Genomic DNA, 3,282 nt, shown 5'->3' on the forward strand with positions numbered 1-3,282 from the left:
GTTGGTATCGAAACGGGTAAGCAGATAATCAAAGTCAGCTTCGGCTTCTGGCGTTTCTGTCATCATTACATGACGGTTACGAGAGCTGATCAACATTTGGTTTGCACCAGCTTTACGTAAGCGATAGCTGTCTTTGCCCGGCTTATCGACATCAAAATCGTGGTGAGCATGTTTAAGAACGCCAACTTTCAAACCTGCGTCGGTTAACAAAGGTAACAGGGCTTCAAGTACAGTTGTTTTACCTGTACCGCTGTAGGCAGCGAAACCTAATAACGGCAGGTTAGGGCGTTGTTTTGAATCTTTCATTATTGAAGCGTTCCGAATTGGGTGAGTTCTTCTGGCGTATTAAGGTTTACAAAGCAGTTTGGTGCATCGCTGAAGTCGACGTACTCAGTGACGCATTCTTTGTAGAGCAAGATTATCTTGCGATCGCCACGTTCTAAAAAGGCTTCTAGCTTTGGAAGAACACGCTTGTGGAATAGGGTAAACACGGGTTGTTTGAATTCGCCATCGTGAGCCACAAGAATGTCACTGTCTTCTTTTACCGCCGAACAAAACCGCTCTACAAGATCATCACTGATTTGTGGGCTGTCACATGGGACAAAACCGACCCAATCAGTGGTCGCGTTTTTAAGGCCAGCATGGATACCGCCCAATGGTCCCGGATAATCAGGGAACGAATCGGAAACAACCGGAGCGAATGCTTGGTAACTGTCGAGGTTACGGTTGGCATTGATGGTGATGCTGACATCTTGTTGTGACAGCTTGTCTATAACGTATTGAATAAGCGGGGAACCGTTGAGCTCAACGAGTCCTTTATCTTTTCCGCCCATACGGCTGGCTTGTCCGCCAGCCAAAATAACCCAACTAGTTTGCGTTGGAAGCAGCATAAATATTCTCTTGTGCTTTGTTCTTTTTAATTACTTGCAGAAGCGGTGACTCAGCTAGCGTGTTATCTTTGATCCACCATTGCTTCTTGCACAAATCGGTTAACGCGTTGGTTTGGTGACTGGTAATGACTAAACTCGCGCCTCTCTGAAGAAGATCTTCGGCCATAATCACCAATCTTTCAATAGATTCTTTGTCTAAAGAAGCACTTGGCTCGTCCATCAGCAAAATTGATGGCTTGAGAATCCAAGCTCGTGCCATTGCTACGCGTTGACGTTCACCACCAGACAACACAGAAATGTGTTCATCTGCTAGGGTTTCTAAACCTACCATCCTCAACGCATTAATTATTTGAGCTCGCTTATCTTTTTGGCTCTCTTTACTAAAGCGAATCCCATAAGCGACATTTTGGTACACAGAACCATCAAATAGGTAAGGCGTTTGATGCAGATAGATGATGTCTTTAAATTTTAGTCTAGGGAACAGGTTATGTTGCCAACTTTGTGTCGGTGACTGAATACGGCCAGAAGTCGGCTTAATCAATCCAGACAGAATTTTTAATAGAGTGGTTTTTCCTACACCGTTATCGCCTTTAAGATAAATCGCATCGTTCGGACCGATCGACAATTCAGGGATGTGGAACAAAACACGCTCTTTGTAGCGCATTGAAATTTGCTGCGTTGTTATTTTTATACTCATGACAGCGTTCCTAAGTTCTTAAATAGCCTTTTCCTCTCACACTAGAAAGGAAAAAGTTAAGGGCTAATGCCAATGCCAATAAAACCATGCCTAACGCCACACCTTGAGCGAAAGCACCTTTGTGACTTTCCATTGCAATAGCGGTAGGGATGTTTCTTGTCATTCCCATAATGTTTCCGCCAACCATCATTGAACAACCAACTTCAGTGACGATGCGAGAAAACGCAGCAATGACTGCCGCCAGTAGAGGAAAACGAGTTTCCCAAATCAAGGTGCAGGCAACGCGAGTGGTTGAAACTCCCAGAGTGCGTGCCGTTTCGACAGCTCGGCGATCACTGGCTTGCAGCGCACCGTGCATCATGGCAACTAGAATAGGAAAGCAGATCAGCATCTGACCTAGAATCATAGCCTTTTGAGTGAACAGCAATTGCCAGTCGCCCAATGGGCCAGAACGAGAGAGCATCATGTACATCAATAAGCCAATAACCACGGTTGGTATTGCTTGCAATGTGTTGATTATAGAGAGTAACGCCCATTTCCCAGGGAATTCCGTGTAGGCCAATAAGAAAGCCATGATGATAGAGGGAACAATTACCAGAGAGATGGCGGACAAAGATACGCTGAAGGACACCGCGACAATTTGCCACAGGTCGTGGTCAAAATTCACCAGTAAATTCAATGCATCTAGCGTTGTTTGCCATAAGGTCATGAAGTATCTCGTGTGAATCGATAATAGGTTTTTATCGGTAATGACTGATGTTAATCATAGCTGACACAATATTAATGAGCCTTATTGGCCAGCTATTATTTCTTTACTTGTTTGGTTTGCTGACTCGTTAAGCGTAATGCTATTTGGCAAAGAGTGAACCTTTAACCCTATTTAGCACAACGTAGCGAGCGACAAACTACTCAGCACTCGCAACAAACAGTTGCTTGCCGTGCAGCTTAAAGTCGTTGATCAGCTTTTGACCTTTAGGGTTAACCAACCAATCGCTGAACGTTTTTGCTGCTTGGTAGTGAATGCTTGGGTAACGCTCTGGGTTAACTAGAATCACTTGGTAAGGGTTGAATAGGTTTTCGTCACCTTGGAAAAGGATTTTTAGATCCAATTTGTTTTGGTAAGCCAGCCAAGTGCCACGGTCAGTCATTGTGTAACCTTGCATCTCTGACGCCATGTTTAGAGTAGGGCCCATGCCTTGACCAACGCTGCGGTAGCCGCCAAAGTTTGGCTCCATCTTAGTTTGAGCCCAGATACCCATCTCTTTCTTATGTGTACCTGAATCATCACCTCGAGACACAAACGTTACATTGTTTGTCGCAATCGCTTTAAATACATCCGCCACTGCTTTTTGAGATTCAACTTTCGCTGGGTCACTTTCAGGGCCAACGATCACAAAGTCGTTGTACATCAATTTACGAGGTAAAACGCCGTAGCCTTTCTCAACAAAGTTAGCTTCTGCTTTTGGTGCGTGTGTCATCACCAAATCCACATCACCGTTTTCACCCATGCGAAGTGATTTACCAGTACCCGCTGCTAAAACATCGACTTTGATACCCGAATCTTTTTCGAATTCAGGCAGTAGGTAGTCCAGAAGACCTGAGTGATAAGTGCTTGTCGTTGTCGCAAGCTTGATATGTGTGGTGTCTTCTGCGCTGCTAGCCGAGTAACTGACGATAGATAGAGCTGCAATAGTT

General features: G+C 44.7%; 5 protein-coding genes. All 5 read right to left on the reverse strand.

The window, feature by feature from the left end:
• A partial coding sequence (gene mobB, locus BCT81_RS26655; protein WP_102426416.1) for a molybdopterin-guanine dinucleotide biosynthesis protein B occupies positions 1–306 on the reverse strand: 306 nt, incomplete at its 3' end.
• A complete protein-coding gene (gene mobA / locus BCT81_RS26660) occupies positions 306–890 on the reverse strand; it encodes a molybdenum cofactor guanylyltransferase MobA (protein ID WP_102426417.1) in 585 nt (194 codons plus the stop codon). The genes mobB and mobA, both read right to left, overlap by 1 nt.
• Entirely contained in the window at positions 868–1,587 is a 720-nt protein-coding gene (locus BCT81_RS26665; RefSeq protein ID WP_008217897.1) for an energy-coupling factor ABC transporter ATP-binding protein, read from the reverse strand. The genes mobA and BCT81_RS26665 overlap by 23 nt, the downstream gene beginning before the upstream one ends.
• Before the next feature lie 10 nt (positions 1,588–1,597).
• Positions 1,598–2,296 carry an ABC transporter permease gene (locus tag BCT81_RS26670; RefSeq protein ID WP_102426418.1) on the reverse strand — a complete coding sequence of 233 codons (699 nt, stop codon included), beginning with the start codon at positions 2,294–2,296 and terminating at the stop codon, positions 1,598–1,600.
• Positions 2,297–2,492: 196 nt separating this feature from the next.
• A partial coding sequence (locus tag BCT81_RS26675; RefSeq protein WP_241908283.1) for a substrate-binding domain-containing protein occupies positions 2,493–3,282 on the reverse strand: 790 nt, incomplete at its 5' end.

It is taken from the genome of Vibrio sp. 10N.261.52.A1, from assembly GCF_002876325.1.
Taxonomy (GTDB): domain Bacteria; phylum Pseudomonadota; class Gammaproteobacteria; order Enterobacterales; family Vibrionaceae; genus Vibrio; species Vibrio chagasii.